Origin of the sequence: Sphingomonas sp., from assembly GCF_029239295.1 — a bacterium.
GTDB lineage: Bacteria > Pseudomonadota > Alphaproteobacteria > Sphingomonadales > Sphingomonadaceae > Sphingomonas.
Genome location: NZ_JAQZBC010000004.1, coordinates 171,653 through 196,754, shown reverse-complemented (window position 1 = coordinate 196,754; position 25,102 = coordinate 171,653). Strand labels below are relative to the sequence as shown.

The following is a 25,102-nucleotide window of genomic DNA, read 5'->3' as shown; positions in this document are numbered from 1 at the left end:
CTGTTGGACAGGAGGGAGGTGTGCTTACGCTTCCTGCGCCAGCTTCTCGGCCTTGGCGACGACTTCGTCGATGCCGCCGACCATGTAGAAAGCTGCTTCCGGCAGGTGATCGTACTCACCATTCACCACCGCCTTGAAGCTGCGCACCGTGTCCTCGATCTGCACGAACTTGCCCGGGATGTTGGTGAACACCTCGGCGACGTGGAACGGCTGGCTGAGGAAGCGCTGGATCTTGCGGGCGCGGCTGACGGTCAGCTTATCCTCTTCGGACAGCTCGTCCATGCCGAGGATGGCGATGATGTCCTGCAGCGACTTGTACTTCTGCAGGATCGTCTGCACGGCGCGCGCCGTCTCATAATGCTCCTGGCCGACGACACGCGGCTCGAGAACGCGGCTGGTCGAGTCCAGCGGATCCACCGCCGGGTAGATGCCGAGCTCGGAGATCGCGCGGTTAAGCACGGTCGTTGCGTCCAAGTGGGCGAACGACGTTGCCGGTGCCGGGTCGGTCAGATCGTCCGCGGGAACGTACACGGCCTGAACCGAGGTGATCGAACCCTTGTTGGTCGAGGTGATGCGCTCCTGCAGCGCGCCCATGTCGGTCGACAGCGTCGGCTGATAGCCCACGGCCGACGGAATACGGCCGAGCAGCGCCGACACCTCTGCACCCGCCTGGGTGAAGCGGAAGATGTTGTCGACGAAGAACAGCACGTCCTGGCCTTCGACATCGCGGAAATATTCGGCGATCGTCAGGCCCGACAGCGCGACGCGTGCGCGAGCGCCCGGCGGCTCGTTCATCTGGCCGAACACCAGCGCGACCTTCGAACCTTCGCTGATCGGGTTGCCGTCGGCGTCCTTGGCGATAACGCCGGCGTCGAGGAACTCGTGGTACAGATCGTTGCCCTCACGGGTACGCTCGCCCACGCCTGCGAACACCGAAGTGCCGCCATGGCCCTTCGCGATGTTGTTGATCAGCTCCTGGATCAGCACGGTCTTGCCGACGCCAGCGCCGCCGAACAGGCCGATCTTGCCGCCCTTCGCATAAGGCGCGAGCAGGTCGATCACCTTGATGCCGGTGACCAGGATCGAGCTTTCGGTCGACTGGTCGACGAACAGCGGGGCGGAGGCGTGGATCGGCGCATGGTGTTCCGAATTCACCGGGCCGCGCTCGTCGATCGGCTCGCCGACCACGTTCAGGATGCGGCCGAGCGTCGCCGGGCCGACCGGCACGGTGATCTGCGCGCCGGTATCGGTCACGTGCTGGCCGCGGGTCAGACCCTCGGTCGAATCCATCGCGATCGTGCGGACGGTGTTCTCGCCCAGGTGCTGCGCCACTTCGAGCACCAGCCGCTGGCCGTTGTTGCTCGTCTCCAGCGCCGACAGGATCGCCGGCAGGTGATCCTGCTCGAACGTCACGTCGACCACGGCGCCGATCACCTGGCTGATGCGGCCCACTTTGTTGCTGCCCGAAATGGTCGGGCGATCCTCGAGGACGGTGGCCATCTTGCTTCTACCTTCTTCGTCGTGCCTGCGGGTGCAGGATTGTGTCGTTGGACGTCGTGCGGGGCGTGTCGGCGGCTCAGCTGGCCGTCGGGTCGGTCCCGTTTAATATAGGGTTGCCGGGCGTAAAGGTCACGGCCAGCAACCGATCCTTATCGGTCGTCTTGCGATTGACGGCGTAGCGCGCACCGCCGGGCACCTTGCCCTCCGGCCGCGCCACCCCATGGATCGCCTTCACCGCTTCATCACCGCCAGCCACGCCAAGCTGGGTGAGCGCCTGGCCCATCCACTTGTCGAACTGGTCGCGCGCCTGCTGATCGCTCGACTGAAGCGGCTCGACCAGCGTGAAGGTGATCCGCGACAGCTTCTTCTCGTCACCGGCGGCAACGAACGTGGCCATCACCGGATCGGGTGCGGACGGATCGGTCATCGCCGTCGGCACGGCCTTCGACTGCCACTCGCTTCCGACCTTTTCATACGCGCCGGGCCGAAGCCCGATGCGCGCGAAATGGTCGATCGACGTGGCCGGATCGTCGAACACCCCCTGCCAGGTTCCCCCGGCAAGGTTGGGCGACACGAAGCTGCCGTTGCCCACCGCGTCCACCGACGCAGTTTCGTTGCCGACAGGCGTGCCGGAGCAACCCGCCAGGGCAAGCGTCGCCGCCGCCAGCAGGATGCCCGCCTTCATCACAGTGCTTCGGCGCCCGAGATGATCTCGACCAGCTCGGTCGTGATCGCCGCCTGACGTGCGCGATTGTACTGGATCGACAGGCGCTTGATCATGTCGCCGGCGTTGCGGGTCGCATTGTCCATCGCGGTCATGCGGCTGCCCTGCTCGGACGCGGCGTTTTCCTGCATCGCGCGGAATACCTGGATCGCAACGTTGCGCGGCAGCAGCTCGGCAAGGATCGCTTCCTCGTCGGGCTCATATTCCACGGCAGCGTCGCCGTCGTTCGCGGCAGCGACGGTCGAAGTCGGCACCGACACCGGAATGATCTGCTGCCCCGTGGGGATCTGCACCAGCGCAGACTGGAACTTGGCGTAGAACAGGTGCGCCACGTCGAACTCGCCCGCCTCGAAGCGCGCGATCAGGTCGTCGGCCACTTCACGCGCCTGCTGGAAACCCAGCATCTTGTGCTGGCCAAGCTCATGATCGGCAACGATCGCGTCCGGATAGAAGCGACGCAGCACGCGGCCCTTCTTGCCCGCCAGGTAGAAACGCACGGTCTTGCCCTGGCGCTCCAGCTCTTCGGCCTTCTTGCGCGCCGCGCGAACGATGTTGGTGTTGAACGCGCCGGCCAGGCCACGCTCCGACGTCGCGACGACGAGCAGGTGGACCTGATCCTTGCCGGTGCCCGCGAGCAGCTTGGGGCTGTTCTCGCTGACGGTCACCTTGGACGCGAGGCTGGCCATCACCGCTTCCAGCCGCTCCGCATAGGGGCGACCGGCGATCGCCGCTTCCTGCGCACGGCGCAGCTTCGCGGCGGCGACCATCTTCATCGCCTTGGTGATCTTCTGCGTCGACTTCACCGAGCCGATGCGGATCTTGAGGGCCTTGAGGCTTGCCATTCTAGTTCTTCACCGTCCCCTCACCCGTCATGCCGCGCCTACGCGGCCTCCCACTTTCCTGCATGGCAGAAGCGGGACCCCGGCCAGCCGCCGGGGTGACGAGGTGTGTTGCCCTATCCGTTACGCAAACGTCTTCGCAAAGGCGTCAAGCGCGCTCTTCACGCCCGCCTTGGCTTCGTCGCCCAGGTCGCGCGTGTCGCGGATCTTTGCCAGCGTGTCGCCATGCTGGTCGCGCATGAAGGCCAGCATTGCCGCTTCGTAGCGAACCACGTCCTGCACCGCGACATTGTCGAGGTAACCGTTCGTGCCGGCGAAGATCGACACCGTCTGCTCCTCGAACGGCAGCGGCGAGAACTGCGGCTGCTTCAGCAGCTCGGTCAGGCGCGCACCGCGGTTCAGCAGCTTCTGGGTCGACGCGTCGAGGTCGGAACCGAACTGAGCGAACGCTGCCATCTCGCGATACTGCGCCAGCTCCAGCTTGATCGAGCCCGAGACCTTCTTCATCGCCTTCGTCTGTGCCGCCGAACCCACGCGGCTCACCGACAGACCCACGTTGATCGCCGGACGGATGCCCGCGAAGAACAGGTCGGTTTCGAGGAAGATCTGGCCGTCGGTAATCGAGATTACGTTGGTCGGGATGTAGGCCGACACGTCGCCTGCCTGCGTCTCGATGATCGGCAGCGCGGTCAGCGAACCACCGCCATTGGCATCGTTCATCTTCGCCGCACGCTCCAGCAGGCGCGAGTGGAGATAGAACACGTCGCCCGGATACGCTTCACGGCCCGGCGGACGGCGCAGCAGCAGCGACATCTGACGATAGGCAACGGCCTGCTTCGACAGATCGTCGAACACGATCACGGCGTGCATGCCGTTGTCGCGGAAGAATTCACCCATCGCGGTGCCGGTGTACGGCGCCAGGAACTGCAGCGGTGCGGGGTCCGAAGCGGTCGCGGCGATGATGATGGAATATTCCATCGCGCCGTTTTCCTCGAGCGTGCGCACCAGCTGTGCGACGGTCGAACGCTTCTGGCCGACGGCAACGTAGACGCAGTAAAGCTTCTTCGTTTCGTCGTCGCCCTTGTTCACCTCGCGCTGGTTGATGAACGTGTCGATCGCGATCGCCGACTTGCCGGTCTGACGGTCACCGATGATCAGCTCGCGCTGGCCACGGCCGACCGGCACCAGTGCGTCGATCGCCTTCAGGCCGGTCTGCACCGGCTCATGCACCGACTTGCGCGGAATGATGCCCGGCGCCTTCACTTCGACGCGGCGACGCTCGGTCGACACGATCGGGCCCTTGCCGTCGATCGGGTTGCCCAGGCCATCGACCACGCGGCCCAGCAGGCCACGGCCGACCGGCACGTCCACGATGGTGCCGGTACGACGAACGGTGTCGCCTTCCTTGATCTCGGCGTCCGAGCCGAAGATCACGACGCCGACATTGTCGGCTTCCAGGTTCAGGGCCATGCCCTGCACGCCATTGGCGAACTCGACCATTTCGCCCGCCTGGACGTTGTCGAGGCCATAGATGCGCGCAATGCCGTCACCGACGCTGAGCACCTGGCCGGTCTCGCTGACCTGTGCCTCGGTGCCAAAGTTGGCGATCTGGTCCTTGATGACCTTGGAAATTTCTGCGGCGCGAATATCCATTGTTCTTAGCCCTTCATCGCGCTGGCGAGCGCATTCAAGCGGGTACGGATCGACGAATCGATCATCTGGGAGCCGACGCGGACAACAAGTCCGCCAAGCAGCGCAGGATCAACCGACAGGTCGACCGATACCTCGCGGCCGACGCGCTGGCGCAGCTGCTGCTTCAGTTCGGCGATCTGATCGTCGGTCAGCGGGTGCGCGCTGGTGACGTCAGCGGTGACTTCGCCGCGATGATGCGCGGCAAGCATGCGAAAGGCGCGAATGATCGCGGGCAGCTGCGCAAGCCGGCGATTCTGCGCCAGCACGCCCAGGAAGCTGCGCGTGGTGGGATCAACGCCGAGCTCGTCGGCGGTCGCCAGCACGGCCCTCCCTGCCGCTTCCCGCGGGACGACCGGAGAGGTCGTCAACGCCTTGAAATCGTCGGACTGATCCAGCGCGGCTCGAACCTTTGACAGGCTCGCCTCCACTGTATCGATCGTCCTTGCCTGTTCGGCGAGGTCAAACAGCGCAGTCGCATACCGACCGCCCAGGCTCGCCTGGATGCTGCCACCTAGATTACCGCTGGAACCATCCACGCGAGTCGAATCCCCGTTCGCACTAAGGTTAAACCCCCATGCGAAAACACGACGCGCGAATGGCGCCGACGCTTGGGTTGGCCGCCGCGTAGCAAAGGGGTAGCGTGGATGCAACAATCGGAAACGGAGGGATGACGATGGCAGACGGCGCGAAGGGCGAGATGATCCGCCTCCCGATGAGCGATGGGGCGGACATCGCGGTCTATCACGTCGATCCCGCCGGGGAGCGGCGCGGCGGCGTCGTCCTGGTACAGGAAATATTCGGGGTCACCGATCACATCCGCGACATGGCCGACGATTTCGCCGACGAAGGCTATGAAGTGCTCGCCCCCGCGCTATTTGACCGGGAGCATCCGGGGTTTGAGGCCGACTATAGCGGGCCGGGCTTCGAACGCGCGGTCGAATTGGCCCGTACGCTTCACCCCTTCGATCTGTCCCTGAAGGACACGCAAAGCTGCATCGATCGGCTGCGCGACGAGGGCCCGGTGTTCGTCATTGGCTATTGCTACGGCGGTTCGGTCGCCTGGGCAGCCGCGACGAAGCTGGACGGTGTGGCGGCGGCATCGGCCTATTATGGCAGCATGATCCCCGCCTTTGCGGCCGAGGCGCCGCCGCGCGTTCCGGTGATCGCGCATTTCGGCCGCTACGATCGTGGCATTCCGATGGAGGGCGTGGAGGCGGCGATCGCCAGCAATCACCCGCTCGCCGACATTTTCGTCTACGAGGCGGGCCACGGCTTCAACTCGGATCGGCGCAAGGATTATCACGCGCCGTCCGCAGAGCTCGCACGCGATCGCACGCTGACGCTGTTCCGCGAAACCGGCGGCTGAAAGGCCGCCGCCAGGCTTCCAGCGACGGCCCGGCGCGCAAACACCGCCCGCCACCGGCACCGGTTCAGGGCTGCGCGCCCGGCTCGCCCGGCGTCGCTTCGCCAGCCGCCAGCACGGCGCCGACGTCGTCCCCCGCCTCCATCGCCGTCAGCATTGCGAGTGCCGGATTGTTCGCCGCGCCGTGCGGATCATAGGCGACAGGTCGCAGCAGCCTTTTCGCCTCGGCATATTCCGATGCGCCGATGCGAGTCAGCGCTGCGGCCATCCTGACCGAACGATCCTGCCGCGCGAGTTCCTGCGCGCGGTACAGCCCCTTGATCGCCGACGCGGTCGGCTTGGCTCCCTCCATCTGGAAGCTCAGCCAGAACCACCACAACGGCTCGGCATCGTCGGGATCACTGCGATTGGCGGTGATGATGCTCCGCCGAGCGGCGGTCCATTGCGCCGGGTCGCGAACGCGCGCGTCGCGCAATTGGCGAAGCATCGCGGCCCCGCGGTACAGGTGCGCCTGTACAGATTTCGGGTCACGGGCGATCGCCCGGTCAGCCGCAGCGATCGCGCCCGCATAATCCTGCGTGTCAAAGGCCATTTCGGCGAGCCAGCCCTGCACGATCGGATTATCACCATGGCGCGCCGCGATCGGCCCTGCCTGGGCATGGACCTTGGCGGCCTTCGCCTCGTCCACGCCCCGCACCGATTGCATCCGCAGGTCGATCAGCTCCGCCTCGCCCGGGGACAGCCGCCGCACGTTCACTGTCGGCAAGGCCTGGTCGTCATACTTCATGGTCATCGCCGGCATGCGCGCCTTCGCCAGATATCCGTCCACCTCGACCGACATCGCCTTCAGGTCGCCGAACGCCTGCTCGGCAGCGGCAACACTCGGCGTGCCGGAGTTGAGCGTGCGCAGATACCCCTGGAACTGGCGGAACCGGTCAGGCCGGAATGTCAGGAAATGGGTCAGCAGCCAGCCGCGCCCATAGAATGCATCATACCGCTCGGCGCTGCCCAATCGCGATCGCAACGTCGGATCAAACATCTCCGACACGCGAAACCGCTGCCCCAGGAATAGCCCCCGCGCGCGATGCTGCGCCGGAACGCCGATCTGCACCGAATCGTCGCTGATCCGCATCGTCGACGCGAACTCGGCGAACCCTTCCGAATACCACGCCGGAAAGGCCAGATCGTACGACCCGAGCATGAAATGGTGCGCATATTCGTGGAACAGCACCAACTGCCCGATGCCATTATCGCCAAAGGATGCCGCCTTGCCACTGAACGCGATCGATCCACTCACCCGCGACAGGTAAAAACCCCCGACGTTCTGGCATCCGCACAGCGACCGCACCTGCGAATCATCGACCAGAAAGACGGTGACCTTGCGCGAGGCAATCTCGGGCTCGTCTCCCAGCTGACTGAACCGACGAAGTCCCCAGTCGAGCCGTTCCAGCGCCTCGGACTGACGCCGGAGCGTTTTCTCGCTGGTGTTGGAATATAGCACGAAGTGTCGCGACGACGCCTCCAGCCATTCGGCCGCAGCAGGCGTCGCCGCCAGGATCGCACCGCACAGCGCGACCAGTTTCCCCCAGGTCATCCATCCCCCATTTTTATCCCCGTTCCATGAGCTTAGCGGGGATTGTGGGGAAGAAAAGCGCTATTGCGACCGCCCCCGCGCCTGCACCGCGGCCCTGCGCGCCTCGACCGCTTCCGGCGTCACTGCGCGGTTCGCGGCGGACGATCGTTCATGCTCCAGCGCCATCGCTTCGCCGAACGGGCGCGCAAAGCCGTCGTCGATCAGCTTCTTGTAAGCGGCAATGAAATTTCCGTCCGCGGATGCGATGTCGGCGGCCAGCGCACGTGCGGCCGCCAGCAGTTCCCCGGCCGGCACCACCCGGTTCACCAGTCCCCAGCGCTCCGCGGTCGCCGCATCGATGAAATTGCCACTCAGCGACAATTCCTTTGCCCGCGAAATACCGATCAGCCGCGACAGCTTCTGGCTCAGTCCCCAGCCCGGCATCACCCCGACCCGCGCATGCGTATCAGCAAAGCGCGCATTCTCGCTGGCGATCAGGATGTCGCAGGCCAGCGCCACCTCAAATCCGCCGGTGATTGCAACGCCGTTGATCGCGCCAATCACCGGCTTGCGACACAGCTCGATCGCCTTGACCGGGTTCTCGTCCGCGCCGCGGGCATTGGCTGAACCGAGCGCGCCGGTCTGCGATCCCAGTTCCTTCAGGTCCAGCCCGGCGGTGAAGGCCCGCTCGCCCGCCCCCGTCAGCACCACGGCGCGCACGGCGTCGTCCTCGTCCACCTGCTTCATCACCTGGTACAGGCGTGATCGCAGCGCCGTGGACAATGCGTTCATCGCGCCCGGCCGGTTCAACGTCACCGTCGCCACGCCGCCGTCGATCTCCAGCAACACCAGATCGTCCATTCACCCTCTCCCGTTTCATTGTTCTGTTTTGATCGCAAGCCGTGGGATGCTCGCGTCTGCGCGCTGTCGTACATCAGCACCATGAGCGACGCCATCGACACCGAATCGGCCTGGGCTGCCTTCGCCGCGCGCGATCGTGCTGCCGACGGCCGCTTCGTCGTCGCGGTGCGCACGACCGGCATCTACTGCAAGCCAAGCTGCCCCGCGCGCCACCCGCGGCGCGAGAACGTGTCCTTCTATCCGGCGCCCGATCACGCGCGCGCTGCCGGATACCGCGCCTGCCTGCGCTGCCGCCCGGATGACATCGGCCGGGACCGTACCGCCGTCGCCCGCGCGATCACCCTGCTCGACGCGGCCGATCCCGCCCCATCGCTCGATCAGCTCGCCGCCGCCGTCGGCTATGCGCCGCACCATTTCCATCGCCTGTTCAAACGCGCCACCGGCGTGACACCCGCCGCTTATGCCCGCGGGCTGAAGGCACGCCGCGCGGCCGAGGCGCTTGCCGCCGGCGCCTCGATCTCGGCCGCCATCTATGACAGTGGCTATTCGGCCCCCAGCCGCTTCTACGCGCACGGCGCTCAACGGCTCGGCATGGCGCCCAGCGCGTGGAGCCGGGGCGGCGCGGGAGTCACGATCCGGTGGATCGTCACTGACACCAGCCTTGGCCCGATGCTGGTCGCCGCCACCGATCGCGGCATCTGCCGCATCGCTTTCGATGCCGCGCCCGACGATCTCGGCCGGCTTTTCCCCAATGCCCAGATCAGGCCCGGCGACGCCTCACTTGCCACCCTCGCCCGCCAGGTCGTCGCGCTCGTCGAATCACCGGCGCGCCATCACGATCTTCCGCTCGACGTGCTCGGCACCGCCTTTCAGGAGGCGATCTGGCAGGCGCTGCGCACCATCCCGGCGGGTGAGACGCGCAGCTATGCTGAGTTGGCCGCGCTCGCCGGCCGGCGGGGCGCCGTTCGCGCGGCGGGCAGCGCATGTGGCGCCAACCATGTCCCCGTGCTGATCCCCTGCCACCGCGTCACCCGCAGCGATGGCGCGATCGGTGGCTACGCCTTCGGTCCGGAGCGAAAGCGCGTGCTGCTCACCCGCGAACAGGCCGACGGCTCGGACGCCCCTGCGCGCCCCGTCGACTGACCAGCCAGCGCTTTGGTTAGGCAAATATAAAGCCTTGCCGCTTACCAAATCCGCTTGTGGTAGCAGGACGGACGGCATGAACGCTTTTGGGCGTCGTAACAACGCAGGTACGGCGGCACGCCCCGGTTTCGGTGTGGCGCGCCCGATGCAGGGGGGGGGCCCGGCGGCTCGCCCGGACGCTGGTGAACAGTTCCCGCCGCTCGAATCCCTGCCCTTCCCCGGTGAGCTCGCCGCTCCCGACATCATGGGGACGATGCCGGGGCTTCATACAGACGCGATGCAGCGCCTGGCCGATCGTCAAGCCACCTCGGGCGACGCCGGCAGCAGCCGCGTCGAGGGGTTTGAGGCGTCGATCCACAAGATCAAGGAACAGGTGCTCCCGCGCCTGCTCGAGCGCGTCGATCCGGAAGCCGCCGCGACGCTCGGCAAGGACGAGCTGGCCGAGGAATTTCGCCCGATCATCGGCGAAGTGCTCGCCGAACTGAAGCTCACCCTCAACCGCCGCGAACAGTTCGCGCTGGAAAAGGTGCTGGTCGACGAACTGCTCGGTCTGGGGCCGCTCGAGGAACTGCTGGCCGACCCCGAGATCTCGGACATCATGGTCAACGGCCCCGACCAGACCTTCATCGAGAAGAAGGGCAAGCTGCAGCTCGCCCAGATCCAGTTCCGCGACGAGGAGCATCTGTTCCAGATCGCGCAGCGCATCTGCAACTCGGTCGGCCGCCGCGTCGACCAGACCACGCCGCTCGCCGACGCCCGCCTGAAGGACGGCAGCCGCGTCAACGTGATCGTGCCCCCGCTCTCGCTGCGCGGCACTGCTATCTCGATCCGTAAGTTCTCGGCCAAGCCGATCACGCTCGACATGATGGCCGGCTTCGGATCCATGTCGCCCAAGATGGCGACCGCGCTGAAGATCGCCGGCGCCTGCCGTTTCAACATCGTCATTTCGGGCGGCACCGGCTCGGGCAAGACGACGATGCTGAACGCCCTGTCGAAGATGATCGACCCGGGTGAGCGCGTGCTGACGATCGAGGACGCGGCCGAACTTCGCCTGCAACAGCCGCACTGGCTGCCGCTTGAAACGCGGCCCGCGAACCTTGAGGGTCAGGGCGAAATCAGCATCCGCGATCTCGTCAAGAACGCGCTGCGTATGCGCCCGGATCGCATCATCCTGGGCGAAATCCGTGGCGCCGAATGTTTCGACATGCTCTCGGCGATGAACACCGGCCACGATGGCTCGATGTGTACGCTCCACTCCAACAGCCCGCGTGAGGCGCTGGCGCGTATGGAGAACATGGTGATGATGTCTGACATCAAGGTGCCGAAGGAGGCGATCAGCCGCCAGATCGCCGATTCCGTCGACATGATCATTCAGGTGAAGCGCCTGCGCGACGGCTCACGTCGCGTGACGAACGTCACCGAGGTGATTGGCATGGAAGGCCCCGTGATCGTCACGCAGGAGCTCTTCAAGTTCGAATATCTGGACGAGAGCGCCGACGGAAAGATCATCGGCGAATATCGCGCGATGGGCCTTCGCCCCTACACGATCGACAAGGCCAAGCAGTTCGGCTTCGATCAGGCGTTTCTCGAGGCGTGTCTCTGATCAGCCGCGGCTGACCCGATCTAATAATGAAAGGGGCAGCCGCCGGCCTTATCAGGCTAGCGGCTGTCCTTTTTCATGGGTCAGAAGCTCAGCCGTGCGGCCACCCGGATGTCGCGGCCGGCCAGCGGGACGAAATCCTTGGTGAACGACGCGTGGCGACGCGCGTCGACATCGAAGATGTTGTTCGCCGACACGATGAAGGTCGTCTCGCTTTCCCGTCCGAACGGCTTGAACGACAACGACGCGTTGACCAGCGTGAAATCCTCGGTCGGCGTCTCGAACGATGCGACGCGGTTCTGCGCGGTGACATGCTCCACCTCAACCCGGCCACCGAAGTCACCGGCCCGTGCGCTCAATCCGCCCAGCACGCGCAGCGGCGGGATACGCGGCACCGGCCCGCGATCGTTGGTCAGCGTCGCATTGACATAATCGGCGACGATATTGCCATCCAGCTCGAACCCGTTGGTGCGGATCAGGTCCGCCGTCAGCTCGCCCTCGACGCCATAATAGCGCGCACCAGCCTGGAAATACTGGAAGACCGGCAGTCCGTCGCGCTCCCCGCCGACCGCATTTTCATAGATGTAATCGTCGAACCAGGTGGCATAGCCGCTGACCTGGAAACGCACCGGCCCGGTACGGCCACGCGCGTACAGCTCCAGCCCCCAGCTCTTCTCGGTCTTGAAGTTGGGGTTTCCGATCTCGAACGCCTGGGTGGCGACGTGCGGGCCGTTGGAGAACAGTTCTTCGGCGGACGGCGCTCGTTCTGCGCGCGACCCGTTGATTCCGATGCGCACTTCCGGTCCGACGGCATAGGACAGGCCCAGTGCGCCAGAGAACGCGTTGAAGCTGCGGCTGACGCCGACGGTCGCCTCATCCTCGGGCGGCCCTACTCGCACCGCATTGGATCGCACCGCGGCATGTTCATAACGGCCGGCGAACTCGACCTCCCAATTGCCGCGGTTGATCTCCTGCAGCGTGAACAGGCCATATTGATCGGTCACGTTGGGCGGCACGAACGCTTCTGCGCCCACGGCTGAAAAGTCGCGGGTAAATCCCTGAAAACCGGTCACGCCGCGCCAGCCACCGCGATCCGCCTGAACCACTTCTACGCGGCCCTCGAACGCTTGCGAGTTGAACACGGTGCCGACCTCAGCGCCTTCGAATTCGGTATGTTCGTAATCGGCAAATCCGGCGCGGAAGCGGATACGATCGAGGAAGTCCCCCCCGGCGATCACTTCGCCGCGCATGTCCGCGCGGAACTGCTTCATCGCGATCGTCACGTCGCCATGATCATGACCTTCTTCCTCATGATCATGGTCGTGGTCGTGGTCGTGGTCGTGGTCGTGGTCGTGGTCGTGGTCATGGTCATGGTCATGGTCATGGTCATGGTCATGGCCGCCCTCACCATGCGCATGCCCGGCACCCGGCCGCTCCGGCACGCCATATTTGCTGTCATAATAGCCGACGGAGAAACCTAGGCTGCCCCCTTCGTTGATCAACGCCACGCCGGCGCCCAGCGTGTAGGTCTCGGTCCCGCTGTTGGGCAGCCGCCCACGGCGATTGGCCAGCGCGCGTGCCTCGGCGGCCTCCTCAACATGCCCCTCCGCCGCTTCCTCGGCGGCAATGCCGAGTTGCTCGTTCCGCAGCGTTGGCGACAATTGATACCCGCCGATCCGCAGGTCGTCCGACTTGCGATAGCTGCCGTCGACATGCGCGACGATCTGTGAGGAAAGCGCGACGTCGACACCGGCGCCGCCGCTACGCTCGTTCGCGGCCGAACCATAGGTGCCGATCGCGTCGACGTGATAGCCATGCTCGGGCACGCCGCGCGGAATGCGTCGGTCGATCACGTTTACCGCACCGCCGATCGCCTGGCTGCCGAACAGCATCACCGCCGGCCCGCGCAACACCTCGATCCGTTCCGCCGTCAGCGGGTCGATCGTGACGCCATGGTCGGTGGAGGTGTTGGATACGTCCAGCGACCCCAGTCCGTCGGTCAGCACCCGCACCCGCTCCCCCTGGAACCCGCGCAGCACAGGGCGCGACGCACCGGGGCTGAACGACGTCGCCGACACGCCCGGCAGGCTGGTCAGCGTGTCACCGATCTGCGGGCGAAGGTCACGGATCAACTCATCACCCGTGACGACAGACTTGCCCGCCAACAGGTTAAGATCACGTACGAAAGGGGCCGTGACGACGATCTCGCGATTGGCCTCGACATGGCCCGTCCGGGTCGGTGCACTGTCGTTGCTGCTGGTCGGCTCGTCGGCCGGCACTTCGGTCGACGGCGCGGCCGGTACGTCGGTCGATTGGGCAAATGCGGGGGCGGCGGTAAACGCAGTACCGGCCAGCAGAACGGCAAAGATCTTCAACGTGGTCCCTCCCTGAGTCACCTGCTCCCTAACCGCGACGTGATAACATCACAAGGCATGATTTACTGCGTTGATCCTCGGGTTGCGCTGCAGCGCGAAAATTACCAATTACGCCGAATGACCGACCCGGAGCCGCCTGACGATCAAGCGCTTCCCGCCGATGCCGAGCCTGAGCGGGAGCAGCTCGCCCGCGCGCCGCGCAACAGCGTTTTCCTGAGTGCCACGGTGGAGCGGTTTGGCGGCGGTGCCCCGACGCGCCATCGCGTCCGCGATCTGTCCACCGGCGGCGTTCGCCTCGATCAGGCGACCATGCTCCAGACCGGCGCCACGGTGCTGGTCTCGGTCGGCGCGCTGGAGGCGGTCGCGGCCACCATCGTGTGGGTCAAGGACGGTCAGGCCGGCATCAAATTCGCCGAGGCGATCGATCCCGACGCCGCCCGCGCGCGCGCCGCCGTCGCCCCGCGCCCGGCGCAGCAGGGCGCCGGATCCTCAGCGCCGGGGGCCCCATCCGTCGGCTGGATCCCCGCGCTCAAGAACCCCTACGGCCGCTAACCTCCCGCTAACTTCCCGCCTGCTCGGGCTTTCTCCCGCCATTCCAAGATTTTGTGTCGAGCCGAGCGTCGATTTTCGACGATGCGCGTTTGCAAGAGATCAAACGGGGAGATCGATCATGACGGAGGACCGCGACGAACTGATCCGGCAGCGCGCGTACCGGATCTGGCAGGAAGAAGGCGAGCCTGAGGGCCGCGACCACGACCATTGGACCCGCGCGGAGCAGGAACATGGCGCGGAGCCGTCCGATAAGGATGCGTTGCTGCCCGGCGCCGCCGACGATCTGCCCTTTGGCGAACCCGCCGACACCGGCAGCCAGGATAGCGCCGTGAGCAATAGCCACCCGCAAACCATCGCTGCTGAGCCGAGCGACAGCACGCAATCATCCCCCCCCGCCGCCGATTCAACCGGCGCCAAGAAGCCACGCCGCGGCAAGGGAAGCATCAGGGCGGTCACCTGATCGCCCGCGGCGCGCCGCTCTTACCTCCTCTGTCCGGGCGCTAGCCGCGTCACGCCCTCCCTCACCTTCGGGAGAGAGGAGCCGTCCGACGTTCGATCATCCCCCACCCCTACTCATCCTGCAGCGAGGCTCGCGCATTGCTCCCTTCGATTGACCGGCTCCAGCCCGGCACTCCCTACCCGCTCGGCGCCACCTTCGACGGCCTCGGCATCAATTTCGCGGTGTTCTCGGCGAACGCCGATGCGATCGAGCTGTGCCTGTTCGATCCCGCCGGCAAGCGCGAGATCAAGCGGTTCTGGCTGCCCGAATGCACCGATGAGGTGTTCCACGGCTATCTGCCCGACGTGGAGCCCGGCCTCCTCTACGGCTATCGCGCGCACGGCCGCTATGAGCCGGAGGCGGGCCACCGCTTCAATCCCAACAAGCTGCTGCTCGATCCCTATGCGCGAAAGCTCCACGGCCAGATCCGCTGGACCGATGCACTCCACGGCTATCGCATCGGCTCGCGGCGCGAGGATCTGAGCTTCGATAAGCGTGACAGCGCCGCCGCCATGCCCAAGGCGGTGGTCGTCGACGATCATTGGGACTGGTCACGCGATCGCCGCCCCAACACGCCCTGGTCGGAAACGGTCATCTACGAGGCGCACGTCAAGGGCCTGACGAAGCTGATGGAGGAAGTGCCCGCGCGCGATCGCGGCACCTATGCCGCGCTCGGCCACCCCGCCGTTATCCGCAACCTCCAGCGGCTCGGCGTCACCGCGATCGAGCTGCTCCCGATCCAGGCCTTCACGCAGGATCGCTTCCTGCAGGAGAAGGGCCTCAGGAATTACTGGGGCTACAACACGCTCGGCTTCTTCGCCCCCGAACAGGCCTATATGGCGCGCGAGCAGCAGGACGAGCTTCGCCGCGCCGTCTTCCGGCTCCACCAGGCCGGCATCGAAGTCATCATGGACGTGGTGTACAACCACACCTGCGAAGGCTCCGAAAAGGGTCCGACGCTCTCCTGGCGCGGGCTCGACAATGCCAGTTACTATCGCCTCGTCGCCGATAACCCCCGCTACACGATCAACGACACCGGCACCGGCAACACGCTCAACATGAGCAAGGCGCGCGTGATCCAGATGGTGGCGGACAGCTTGCGCTATTGGGCGACCAGCTTCGGCATCGACGGCTTCCGCTTCGATCTCGGCCTCACCCTCGGCCGCGAGGCGACCGGCTTCGATCCGGGCTCGGCCTTCTTCGATGTCGTGCGACAGGACCCGGTCCTCAGCCGGTTGAAGCTGATCGCGGAGCCATGGGATGTCGGCCCCGGCGGCTACCAGCTTGGCCGCTTCCCGCCGGGCTTTGCCGAGTGGAACGACAAATACCGCGACACGGTGCGCAGCTATTGGAAGGGCGATGCCGGCACCCGCGGCGATCTTGCCGCGCGGCTCTCCGGCTCGGGCGACCTGTTCGATCGCCGCGCCCGCCGCCCCTGGGCCAGCGTCAATTTCCTCGTCGCGCATGATGGCTTCACGCTCGCCGACACGGTGATGTACGAGGAGCGCCACAATGAGGCGAACGGCGAGGACAATCGCGACGGCCACGACAACAACCATTCGCGCAACTGGGGCGCGGAGGGGCCGACCGACGATCCCGCGATCAACGATGCGCGCGGCCGGGTCATGCGCTCGATGCTGACCACACTGCTCGCCTCGCTCGGCACGCCGATGCTGGTCGCCGGCGACGAATTCGGTCGCACGCAGCAAGGCAACAACAACGCCTATTGCCAGGATAATGAGATCAGCTGGCTCGACTGGAACGCCGCCGCCACGCCCGAGGGTCAGCAGCAGATCGATTTCACTGCCCGCCTGACGGAGCTTCGCCGCCGCTACCCCGTGCTTCGCGCACCGACCTTCCTCTACGGCCAGGATTCGCCCGGCCACGGCGTCAACGATGTCGAATGGTGGGACGAGCGTGGCGAGCGGCTCAGCGATGAGGATTGGCAGAATCCAGAGGGCCGCGCGCTCATGATGCGCCGCGCCGCGATGAACGACGCTGGCGAGGTGGAGGCCGTCTCGCTGCTCCTCAATGCCAGTAGCGATCCCGTCACCTTCCACCTGCCGAAACCCGACACCCGGCGCACCGTGCTGATCGACAGCGCGAAACCCGATCAGGGGGAGATCGACATCGGCAGCGAATATGAAGTCGCACCGCAGGGCGCGGTGCTGTTGAGCTGGACCAGCGCATGGGAGGATTAAACGCCTGGGGGCCGCAGCCGCTGGATGACGGCACCACGCGCTTCCGCCTCTGGGCGCCGGGCGCGCCGCAGGTCACGCTGGACTTTGACGGCACCCAGCTACCGATGACGCCGCAGGATGATGGCTGGCATGTCGCCGATCACGCGGTCGGCGCCGGTGCCCGCTACCGCTTCCACGTCGGCGACACACCCGTTCCCGACCCGGCCTCGCGCCGCCAGCACGGCGGCGTCCACGGCTGGAGCATCGTTCCCGATCACAGCCACGACTGGCGCGTGCCGGAGTGGCGCGGGCGTGCGTGGCACGAAATGGTGATCATGGAGCTTCATGCCGGCGTGCTCGGCGGCTTCAGCGGCGTCACTCAGCGGCTGCCGGCGATCGCCGCGCTTGGCGTCACGGCGATTCAGCTCATGCCGATCAACGCCTTCGCCGGCGATCGCGGCTGGGGCTATGACGGTGTCCTGCCCTATGCCGTGCACGAGGCTTATGGCTCCCCGGCAGAGCTGCGCACGCTGATCGACGCGGCGCACGAACTCGGGCTCAGCGTCTTCCTCGACGTGGTCTACAATCACTTCGGGCCCGACGGTAACTACCTCGGCCTCTATGCCGACCGCTTCTTCCACCGCGACGTGGCGACGCCGTGGGGCGGGGCAGTGGCGGTGGACGAAAAACCCGTCGCCCGCTTCTTCATCGACAATGCACTGATGTGGCTGCGCGATTATCGCTTCGATGGGCTTCGCTTCGATGCCGTCCACGCGATCGACAACCCCGCCTTCCTCGACGCCATGGCCGCCGAAATCCGCGAGGCGCTGCCGGACCGCCACGTCCATCTCGTGCTCGAGAACGAACATAACGACGCCGCCCGCCTCCACGCCGACGGCTATGACGCGCAGTGGAACGACGATTTCCACAATGTCATGCATGTCCTGCTGACCGGCGAGACCAGCGCCTATTATGCGGACTTCGCTGATCGTCCGGCAGAGCGGCTCGCCCGCGCCTTGTCGGAGGGCTTCATCTACCAGGGCGATCCCTCGCCCAATCAGGACGGCCGCCCGCGCGGCACCCCCAGCGGGCACCTCTCGCCAACCCGCTTCGTCAGCTTCCTCCAGAACCACGATCAGGTCGGCAACCGGGCGCTGGGCGATCGGCTCACCCTTCTCACCGATCCTGCAAAGCTGCGCGCTGCTACGGCGCTCATGCTGCTCGCGCCGCAAATCCCCTTGCTCTTCATGGGCGAGGAAGAGGGGAGCGAAAGCCCGTTCCTCTTCTTCACCGATTTCCACGATGATCTGGCCGACGCGGTGCGCGAGGGCCGCCGCCGTGAGTTCGCCAAATTTCCCGCCTTCGCCGATCCTGCGGCGCGCGAGCGGATCCCCGATCCCAACGCACCCGAGACCTTCCAGGCGTCGCTGCCACAGCCCGGTCCCGACGCGCTGGTCTGGCGCGCCTTTTACCAGGCCCTGCTGCGCCGGCGCCGTGAACACATCATCCCGCATCTCCCCGGCGCCGTCGCACTGGGGGCGGAGGCGATCGGCGATGCCGCAGTCATCGCGCGCTGGCAGCTCGGCGATGGCTCCCGACTGACCATCGCGATTGACCTTGCGGACGCCCCCGCCGCGCTGCCCGATGCCGGACGACCGGCGCCGATCTTCGCCACTGACGATCGTTTCGCCGCATGGATCGGATGACCGATCTTCACGCCGCCGCGGTCGCCGCCGGGCTCAAACGGCACTGGACCGACGCGAGCGGCCGGCCGCAGCAGGTCGACGACGCCATATTGGAGGCGCTGCTCGCCCGCCTCGATCTGACACCGGCAGATGAACCGTTCGTACCCGGCACGCTGGGCGCACCCATCGCCTTGCCCGGGGCCCCCGCCGGCACGGCCGATCTCATGCTGGAGGACGGAACCACGCTGCCACTGGCGATCGCCGGCGGCGGCATGGCGGCCCCCATCCACGTCATCGGCTACCATCGGCTGTCGATCGGGGGGCGCCGCTACACCCTTGCCGTCGGCCCGCCCCGTTGCCCGCAGCCGGTCGGGCGAAGCTGGGGCGTATCGGTCCAGATCCCCGCACTCCGCGATGATCGCCCCGCGGCCTATGGCGATTTCGGCACCCTCGCCCACTCGGCAACCGAGTTCGGGAATGCCGGTGCTGCCGCTGTGGCGATCAGCCCGACGCATGCGCTCTTCCCCGCCGATCCGCATCGCTTCAGCCCCTACGCCCCCTCCTCCCGGCTGTTCCACAATGTCATGCTCGCGGACCCGGCGCTGATCGGCGCGCCGTTCCCGCCCGAACCTTGCGCCGAGTTGATCGACTGGCCTGGCGCGCTCACCGAACGGCTGGCGCATCTGGGCCGCGTCTATCTGGCCAATTTCTCCCGGTACCAGGCCGCGACCGCCGCGTTCGCGGCCGAAAAGGGGCCGGACCTCGCCGCCCATGCCCTCTTCGATGCCCTGCACGGCCACCTCGGCGGCGCCGGATGGACCGACTGGCCAATCGCCTATCAGGATCCCGCCAGCCCCCCCGTCAGACGCTTCGCAACGGAGCATGCGGCGGAGGTTTCCTTCTTCGTCTTTCTTCAATGGTTGGCAGACCAAGGGCTTGCGTATGCACAGGAAAGTGCCCGTTCCCGCATGTCGATCGGGCTGATCGCTGACTTGGCGGTGGGCACCGATCGGGCGGGCAGCCATGGGTGGAGCCGGCGGTCCGATCTGCTCAGCGGCGTCTCGATCGGCGCGCCCCCTGATCCGCTCGGCCCGGACGGTCAGAATTGGGGCATCTCCGCGCTCGATCCCTACGCGCTTCAGCGCAGTGGATTTGCACCGTTTATCAAGACGATACGGACTGCTCTTCAGCACGCCGGCGGCCTGCGCATCGATCATGCGATCGGGCTCGATCACCTTTGGATCGTCCCTGATGGCGGCAGCGCGGCCGACGGCGCGTACCTCACCATGCCCGGCGATACGCTAAAGACCATTGTGGCGATCGAAGCCCATCGCGCCGAGGCCATCGTCATTGCCGAGGATCTCGGCACCGTCCCCGCAGGTCTGCGCGCCGATCTGTCGCGCCGCGGCATGCTCGGCATGCGCGTGCTCCCCTTCGAGCGCGATGTCACCGGCGCCTTCGTCTCGCCGGCCCGCTGGGATGCCGATGCTGTGGCGATGACCGGCACCCACGACACTCCGACAGTAGCTGGCTGGTGGAAAGGCCGCGACATTGAATGGCGTGAGCACATCAGCGGCATCGCCAATCCCACGGCCTTTGAGGAACGTACAGCCGAACGGAAGTCCTTGGCACAAGCGATTGGCTTGTCGCCGGTTTTAGCCGAGCCGCCGATCGATGAGGTTATGGAAGCGGTCGCTGATGCGCCCGCCGCGCTCGCCATCTTTCCGCTGGAGGATCTCCTCGGCCTGGAGGAGCAACCGAACCTGCCCGGCACCGTTGACCAGCATCCGAATTGGCGCCGGCGCATGCTCGCCACCACCGGCGCTCTTCTCGCCCGCCCTGATGTTCACCGGCGCGCTGCCATGTTGACCCAAAAGAGGCCTGGATGATCCCGCGCGCCACGTACCGCCTGCAATTCCACCGGGATTTCACCTTCGCCGATGCGGAGGCGATCGTTCCTTATCTGGACCGGCTGGGCATCAGCCACATCTACGCTTCCCCCGTCACCACCGCCGCGCCGGGCTCAACGCACGGTTATGACGTAGTCGACCCTACGCGCATCAACCCGGAACTGGGCGGCGAGGCCGGCTTTCGGCGCCTCGTTGCCAGTCTTCGCGCCCATGGCATGGGGATCATCATCGACATCGTACCCAACCATATGGGCGTGGCTGGCGATACCAACGGCTGGTGGAACGATGTCCTTCGCCATGGTCGCAACAGCTCCTACGCCGACGTCTTCGACATTGATTGGTCGCGCCCGATCCTCCTGCCGATACTCGGCAGCTCGCTGACCGACGCCTTGGCGGAGGGCGCACTGACGCTGGAGCATCATCAGGACCGTTGGTGGCTGACTGCCTATGGCAATCGGCGCCTTCCCTTGCGGGACGAGGATCAGGCAGCCGCCGATCAGCAGCCGATCGCCGCACTGCTCGATAGTCAGCATTACCGGCTCGCCTCATGGCGCACGGCCAATGACGAACTCAACTGGCGCCGCTTCTTCGCGATCAACGAACTGGCCGGGGTTCGGGTTGAGGATCCTGCCGTCTTGGACCGCACCCATGAACTCTACTTCCGCCTCCATGACGAAGGCCTGATCGATGGGGTGCGGATCGACCATGTCGACGGCCTCACCGATCCGTTGGGCTATTGCCGCGCCTTGCGGGCACGGCTGGGCGATGACGCATGGATCGTCATCGAAAAGATCCTCGGCCCTGGTGAGGAATTGTCGCCGGAGTGGGCGGTAAATGGCACCAGCGGCTATGATTTCATGGAAGAATCCGCCGCGCTGCTCCATCATCCATCAGGCGCCGAGCCGCTCGGCCGCTTGTGGCACGAGATCAGCGGCCGCCCCGCCGAACTCGCGCCGGAGGAGCTGCTCGCCGGTCAGCAGCTTCTCGCGTGGCAATTCAGCGGACAGCTGGAATTCTGCGTCGACGCCTTCGCCGCGATCGCGCCGGACGGGATCACCCGCGCGATGCTGCGCCGCGCAATCGAACGCCTGCTGTGGGTGTTCCCGGTGTACCGCACCTACGGCCCCACCCCGCCGGCCAGTGACGAAAGCGTGCGCGCCGCGGTGCGCGTCCGGGTCGCACGGCATATTCCGCCGGGCGAGACGCCAGTGGTCGATCTGGTGCTGCGCTGGCTGTCGGGCGAAGGCAGCCATTCAGAAGCCGTTCGCCGCTTCCAGCAACTCTCCGCGCCGATTGCGGCAAAGGCGCTCGAGGATACCGCCTTCTACCGCTACGGCCGGCTGCTCTCGCGCAACGATGTCGGGTTCGACGCAGGGCTGATGGCGCTCGATCCCGCCGCCTTTCACCTGCGCATGCAGGCGCGCGCGCAGCAATGGCCCACCGCTATGCTCACCACCGCCACGCACGATCACAAGCGAGGCGAGGACACGCGCGCGCGGCTGGCCGTGCTCAGCGCCATCCCCGATCGGTGGCGCGAGGTGGTCAGCGATTGGGAAGCGATGGCCGATCCGCTATCGCACGGCGTAGATTGCGGCGATCGCTACATGTTGTTCCAGGCGCTGCTCGGAGCATGGCCATCGGACGCTCGCGAGCTTGAGGACGGCACCCTTGGCGAGCGTATCAGCGCCTGGCAGACCAAGGCACTGCGCGAGGCGAAGCTGCGCTCCTCATGGGAGGCGCCTGACGAACGGTATGAGGCGTGCTGCAACGATCTGGCGCTGGCATTGATCGACAGCCCGGCGTTCGTGGCATCAATCAGCAGTTTCCTAGGCGAGATCGGCGAAGCGGCCCACCGCAACAGCTTGGTTCAGGTCGCGCTCCGCTGCACCATGCCTGGCGTGCCGGATCTCTACCAAGGCACCGAATTCGCCGACCTGAGCCTCGTTGATCCCGACAACCGCCGCCCGGTCGATTACCGGGCGCGTATCGCCGCGCTGGACGATCCGCCTGCCAAGATGCGGCTGATCGCCACCCTGTTGAACCTCCGTCGCACTCATCCAACGCTGTTCACCCAGGGCAGCTATGAGGCGGCAGTGGTTGACGGCGACGCTCGCCTGCTCGCGTTCGAGCGACGTCATGGCGACGCAATCTTCCGCTGTGCGATATCACTCGGCGAGGATCAGCCGGGCAGCGTGATCCGCTTCCCCTCTGGCGTCGTGCGGCAAGCAGCCTCGCTATTCGATAAAACACCCGTGTGGTTCGAACTCGCCTGAGGCCGCCGTTCCTCGACCAAGCGATTTGAAGGGCGGCAACGGCGAGCAGCGCATGCTGCTGTCGGCCATTCACATCCGGTCTGCGCGCCGCCGCTCGCTTGCTTGCGCCAGGACACCCATGGCCGCCGCATTGTCAGCCAGCGCGTCAGCCACTTGCCCGCGCCCGCGACGCAGCGCCACGCTCAACGTCGCCACTTCCTCCAGCTTCCGCGTGGCAAGCGCCAGCCAATCCGCGCTTGTCCGATCTGGAGGCGTGTCCGAGCCCCCATGGACCGGTGAACGCCCCAGCGAGCAGGAGGGCGCGATCTGGATCACGATCTTTCCAACCAGCGGCTCCAGCCGATCAAGGATGGCGACAAGGTCCGAGCGAGCGGCTTCGCGTCCGTCCACCACTCCCAGCGACAGTACGAGATCCTGTCGCCCCGCCCCCAGCACCAGCGCCAGTTGCTCCGGCGCACACACCAGGTCGAGATGAAGCCCCGCCACCGGCAAGCCAAGTGCGGCATCCAGATTGTCCCCGATCGCCCCGAAATAGGTCGCCAGCATGATCTTCGGGGCGCCCCGTCCCGCCAGCGACCAGTAGGTCGTCCGCAGCGCGGCGCGTACCGCCGCCGACATGTCCCGCACCATCACCGGCTCGTCGATCTGCACCCAGTCTGCGCCCGCCAGCTTCAGCTGCAGCAACAGCTCGGCATACACCGGCAGCAAGCGGTTCAGCAGAGACAGCGGATCGACGCTAGGATCGGTGGATTTCGCGAGATGCAGGAAGGTGACCGGCCCCAGGATCACCGGCCGGCAATGATATCCCAGCGCCTTCGCCTCGTTGAATTCGTTTAGCACCTTGCGCGTCGACAGCGCGAACTGCTGGTCGGGCGACACCTCGGGCACGATGTACTGGTCGCTGGTTTCAAACCATTGCGCGGTTTGCGATGCCTGAACCTCGCTGGGCACTACGCCGCCCCCCTGCGCCATCGCAAAAGCAAGGTCGAGCGAACCGGGCGGGCCGACCGGCCGGTATCGGTCGGGGATGGCACCCACCATCACGCTGGTATCCAGCACCTGATCATGGAGTGAGAAGTCATTGCAGGGGATCACATCAACCCCCGCTTGCCGTTGCCGCTCCCACCCTGCCGCGCGCAGTCCCTTCGCCGCGTCCTGCAGCTGGTCCGCGCTGAGCCTGCCGGCCAGATAGCCTTCGGTCGCACCGTTCAGTTCATGACGCGCGCCGACCCGCGGAAAGCCGAGGCAGGCGGCGGAAATGGTCATCGGGACGAAATTCCAATCGTGGCAACGCAAGGATCAGGACAGAACGCGCGAAGGCGCGACACGATGCGAATGGATTTGCTAGCAGGGCACAACGCCCCCCTGTGCGAGCAGAAGCGACACGACGCCCGCCAATAGCCAGCGATAGCGTCAGCTTCGCGACAACCGCGCATTCCGACCCATACGGTACGCGCGCCCGGTCATCTTGAACCGCTCGCGCGGGTACCCGCTGCTCAGTTCCTCACGTGCTCAAGGCGCTTCATCGGCGCCGTAGAACAGCTTCCCGATCTCGATCTCCGGCCGCCCCTGCGACACGCGATGGGCGTTAGTATCGCGCAGCGAATAGACGCAGCCGCAATATTCCTGCTGGTAGAAATGCTCGCGCTTGGAAATCTCGATCATCCGCGCCGCACCGCCGCCCTTGCGCCAGTTGAACGTCCAATAGCTCAGGTCGGGATAGTGTGACGCCGCGCGCTCGCCGCTGTCGTTGATCTGCGCCATGTTCTTCCAGCGTGAGATGCCGAGCGACGAGGTGATGACCGGAAAGCCATTCTCATAGGCATAAAGCGCCGTACGCTCGAACCGCATATCGAAACACATGGTGCAGCGGACACCCCGCTCCGGCTCCTGCTCCATCCCCTTGGCGCGCTTGAACCAGTTTACCGTGTCATAATCGGCATCGACGAACGGCACGTCGTGTTTCTCGGCAAAGCGGATATTCTCCTCCTTGCGCAGCAGATACTCTTCCTTGGGGTGAATGTTCGGATTGTAGAAGAAGATCGTGTAATCGATCCCGCTCGCCGTCATGGCTTCCATCACCTCGCCCGAACACGGCGCACAACAGCTGTGCAGCAGCACTTTCTTGTGGCCATCGGGCGGCGTCAGCAGGGGGCGTTCGATCTCGGTCATAAGGCGGCGATATACGGGAAGTCGCGGCGGAGGGCAAAAGCACGATCTTCGCAAAGTTCGCAGCGCCAGCAGCACGTATCCGCCGATCTTCGCCCTTTCGCCGGACGCCATGGGTTGCGTCCTTGCGGATAATGCACAAATGAAGGGACCGTGATCGTACG

19 protein-coding genes are annotated in these 25,102 nt (G+C 65.9%); 9 read left to right on the top strand and 10 right to left on the bottom strand.

Translation table 11 applies throughout. The annotated features are described in order from the left end of the window. Positions 1–24 precede the first annotated feature (24 nt). The 5 genes from atpD to K0S66_RS05785 form a co-directional block, all read right to left on the bottom strand. Positions 25–1,500: a F0F1 ATP synthase subunit beta gene (atpD, locus tag K0S66_RS05805; RefSeq protein WP_301074259.1), complete on the bottom strand. Its 1,476-nt coding sequence runs from the start codon at positions 1,498–1,500 to the stop codon at positions 25–27. A gap of 76 nt (positions 1,501–1,576) precedes the next feature. Continuing rightward, on the bottom strand, positions 1,577–2,185 hold the full coding sequence (locus K0S66_RS05800; RefSeq protein ID WP_301074257.1) for a hypothetical protein: 609 nt from the start codon (positions 2,183–2,185) through the stop codon (positions 1,577–1,579). After that, positions 2,185–3,066 carry a F0F1 ATP synthase subunit gamma gene (locus K0S66_RS05795; RefSeq protein WP_301074255.1) on the bottom strand — a complete coding sequence of 294 codons (882 nt, stop codon included), beginning with the start codon at positions 3,064–3,066 and terminating at the stop codon, positions 2,185–2,187. The genes K0S66_RS05800 and K0S66_RS05795 overlap by 1 nt, the downstream gene beginning before the upstream one ends. A gap of 120 nt (positions 3,067–3,186) precedes the next feature. Continuing rightward, positions 3,187–4,716: a F0F1 ATP synthase subunit alpha gene (atpA, locus tag K0S66_RS05790; protein WP_301074253.1), complete on the bottom strand. Its 1,530-nt coding sequence runs from the start codon at positions 4,714–4,716 to the stop codon at positions 3,187–3,189. A gap of 5 nt (positions 4,717–4,721) precedes the next feature. Further along, positions 4,722–5,291: a F0F1 ATP synthase subunit delta gene (locus K0S66_RS05785; RefSeq protein ID WP_301074252.1), complete on the bottom strand. Its 570-nt coding sequence runs from the start codon at positions 5,289–5,291 to the stop codon at positions 4,722–4,724. Between the two features lie 137 nt (positions 5,292–5,428). On the opposite strand from K0S66_RS05785, the gene K0S66_RS05780 reads away from it, so the two are divergent. Further along, complete coding sequence (locus K0S66_RS05780; RefSeq protein ID WP_301074251.1) at positions 5,429–6,121, top strand: dienelactone hydrolase family protein; 693 nt, start codon at positions 5,429–5,431, stop codon at positions 6,119–6,121. Positions 6,122–6,185: 64 nt separating this feature from the next. Here K0S66_RS05780 and K0S66_RS05775 read toward each other — a convergent pair whose 3' ends face one another. After that, positions 6,186–7,712: a hypothetical protein gene (locus tag K0S66_RS05775; RefSeq protein ID WP_301074250.1), complete on the bottom strand. Its 1,527-nt coding sequence runs from the start codon at positions 7,710–7,712 to the stop codon at positions 6,186–6,188. Positions 7,713–7,772: 60 nt separating this feature from the next. Next, positions 7,773–8,552 carry an enoyl-CoA hydratase gene (locus tag K0S66_RS05770; RefSeq protein WP_301074248.1) on the bottom strand — a complete coding sequence of 260 codons (780 nt, stop codon included), beginning with the start codon at positions 8,550–8,552 and terminating at the stop codon, positions 7,773–7,775. Positions 8,553–8,633: 81 nt separating this feature from the next. On the opposite strand from K0S66_RS05770, the gene ada reads away from it, so the two are divergent. Both ada and K0S66_RS05760 read left to right on the top strand, forming a co-directional pair. Continuing rightward, positions 8,634–9,695, top strand: coding sequence for a bifunctional DNA-binding transcriptional regulator/O6-methylguanine-DNA methyltransferase Ada (gene ada, locus K0S66_RS05765; protein WP_301074247.1), 1,062 nt, complete (start codon positions 8,634–8,636; stop codon positions 9,693–9,695). Positions 9,696–9,771: 76 nt separating this feature from the next. After that, a complete protein-coding gene (locus K0S66_RS05760; protein WP_301074246.1) occupies positions 9,772–11,298 on the top strand; it encodes a CpaF family protein in 1,527 nt (508 codons plus the stop codon). An 80-nt stretch (positions 11,299–11,378) separates the two neighbouring features. On the opposite strand, the gene K0S66_RS05755 is transcribed toward K0S66_RS05760, so the two are convergent. Then, a complete protein-coding gene (locus tag K0S66_RS05755) occupies positions 11,379–13,670 on the bottom strand; it encodes a TonB-dependent receptor (protein WP_301074245.1) in 2,292 nt (763 codons plus the stop codon). A gap of 57 nt (positions 13,671–13,727) precedes the next feature. On the opposite strand from K0S66_RS05755, the gene K0S66_RS05750 reads away from it, so the two are divergent. The 6 genes from K0S66_RS05750 (at position 13,728) to treY (ending at position 22,769) form a co-directional block, all read left to right on the top strand. Next, positions 13,728–14,222 (top strand): PilZ domain-containing protein, encoded by a 495-nt coding sequence (locus tag K0S66_RS05750; protein WP_301074243.1) that lies wholly within the window; start codon positions 13,728–13,730, stop codon positions 14,220–14,222. A gap of 118 nt (positions 14,223–14,340) precedes the next feature. Next, on the top strand, positions 14,341–14,682 hold the full coding sequence (locus K0S66_RS05745) for a DUF2934 domain-containing protein (protein ID WP_301074242.1): 342 nt from the start codon (positions 14,341–14,343) through the stop codon (positions 14,680–14,682). A 137-nt stretch (positions 14,683–14,819) separates the two neighbouring features. Further along, positions 14,820–16,922 carry a glycogen debranching protein GlgX gene (glgX, locus tag K0S66_RS05740; protein WP_301074240.1) on the top strand — a complete coding sequence of 701 codons (2,103 nt, stop codon included), beginning with the start codon at positions 14,820–14,822 and terminating at the stop codon, positions 16,920–16,922. Next, complete coding sequence (treZ, locus tag K0S66_RS05735) at positions 16,910–18,607, top strand: malto-oligosyltrehalose trehalohydrolase (RefSeq protein WP_301074239.1); 1,698 nt, start codon at positions 16,910–16,912, stop codon at positions 18,605–18,607. The genes glgX and treZ overlap by 13 nt, the downstream gene beginning before the upstream one ends. Further along, positions 18,595–20,475 carry a 4-alpha-glucanotransferase gene (gene malQ / locus K0S66_RS05730; RefSeq protein ID WP_301074238.1) on the top strand — a complete coding sequence of 627 codons (1,881 nt, stop codon included), beginning with the start codon at positions 18,595–18,597 and terminating at the stop codon, positions 20,473–20,475. The genes treZ and malQ overlap by 13 nt, the downstream gene beginning before the upstream one ends. Continuing rightward, positions 20,472–22,769, top strand: a complete 2,298-nt coding sequence (gene treY, locus K0S66_RS05725) for a malto-oligosyltrehalose synthase (RefSeq protein ID WP_301074236.1) — start codon at positions 20,472–20,474, stop codon at positions 22,767–22,769. Before malQ ends, treY begins: the two co-directional genes overlap by 4 nt. A 69-nt stretch (positions 22,770–22,838) precedes the next feature. Here the strand turns inward: treY and K0S66_RS05720 are convergent, their stop codons facing one another. Then, a complete protein-coding gene (locus K0S66_RS05720; RefSeq protein WP_301074235.1) occupies positions 22,839–24,035 on the bottom strand; it encodes a hypothetical protein in 1,197 nt (398 codons plus the stop codon). Between the two features lie 246 nt (positions 24,036–24,281). Then, positions 24,282–24,941 carry an epoxyqueuosine reductase QueH gene (locus tag K0S66_RS05715; protein WP_301074233.1) on the bottom strand — a complete coding sequence of 220 codons (660 nt, stop codon included), beginning with the start codon at positions 24,939–24,941 and terminating at the stop codon, positions 24,282–24,284. Between the last annotated feature and the right edge of the window lie 161 nt (positions 24,942–25,102).